The 468-nt window shown below is 45.7% G+C and carries 2 tRNA genes and 1 rRNA gene; all 3 read left to right on the top strand.

The annotated features are described in order from the left end of the window. Positions 1–67: ribosomal RNA gene (locus tag BEB54_RS28265) — 16S ribosomal RNA — on the top strand; the annotation flags it as partial. Between the two features lie 68 nt (positions 68–135). Next, positions 136–212 (top strand) — tRNA-Ile (locus BEB54_RS28260). Positions 213–254: 42 nt separating this feature from the next. Beyond that, positions 255–330 (top strand) — tRNA-Ala (locus BEB54_RS28255). The last annotated feature ends 138 nt before the right edge of the window (positions 331–468 follow it).

Below are 468 nucleotides of genomic sequence, written 5' to 3'. Positions count from 1 at the left end.
ATTCATGACTGGGGTGAAGTCGTAACAAGGTAACCGTAGGGGAACCTGCGGTTGGATCACCTCCTTACCTTAAAGAACTGTACTTTGCAGTGCTCACACAGATTGTCTGATGAAAATGAGCAGTAAAACCTCTACAGGCTTGTAGCTCAGGTGGTTAGAGCGCACCCCTGATAAGGGTGAGGTCGGTGGTTCAAGTCCACTCAGGCCTACCAAATTTGCACCGCAAATTTGAAGAGGTTTTAACTACATGTTATGGGGCTATAGCTCAGCTGGGAGAGCGCCTGCTTTGCACGCAGGAGGTCTGCGGTTCGATCCCGCATAGCTCCACCATCTCTGTAGTGATTAAATAAAAAATACTTCAGAGTGTACCTGCAAAGGTTCACTGCGAAGTTTTGCTCTTTAAAAATCTGGATCAAGCTGAAAATTGAAACACTGAACAACGAAAGTTGTTCGTGAGTCTCTCAAATT

The organism is Escherichia sp. MOD1-EC6021, assembly GCF_002965245.1.
Classification (GTDB): domain Bacteria; phylum Pseudomonadota; class Gammaproteobacteria; order Enterobacterales; family Enterobacteriaceae; genus Escherichia; species Escherichia coli_F.
Note: the sequence above shows the minus strand (reverse complement) of the source record. Positions and strands in the feature narration are given on the sequence as shown.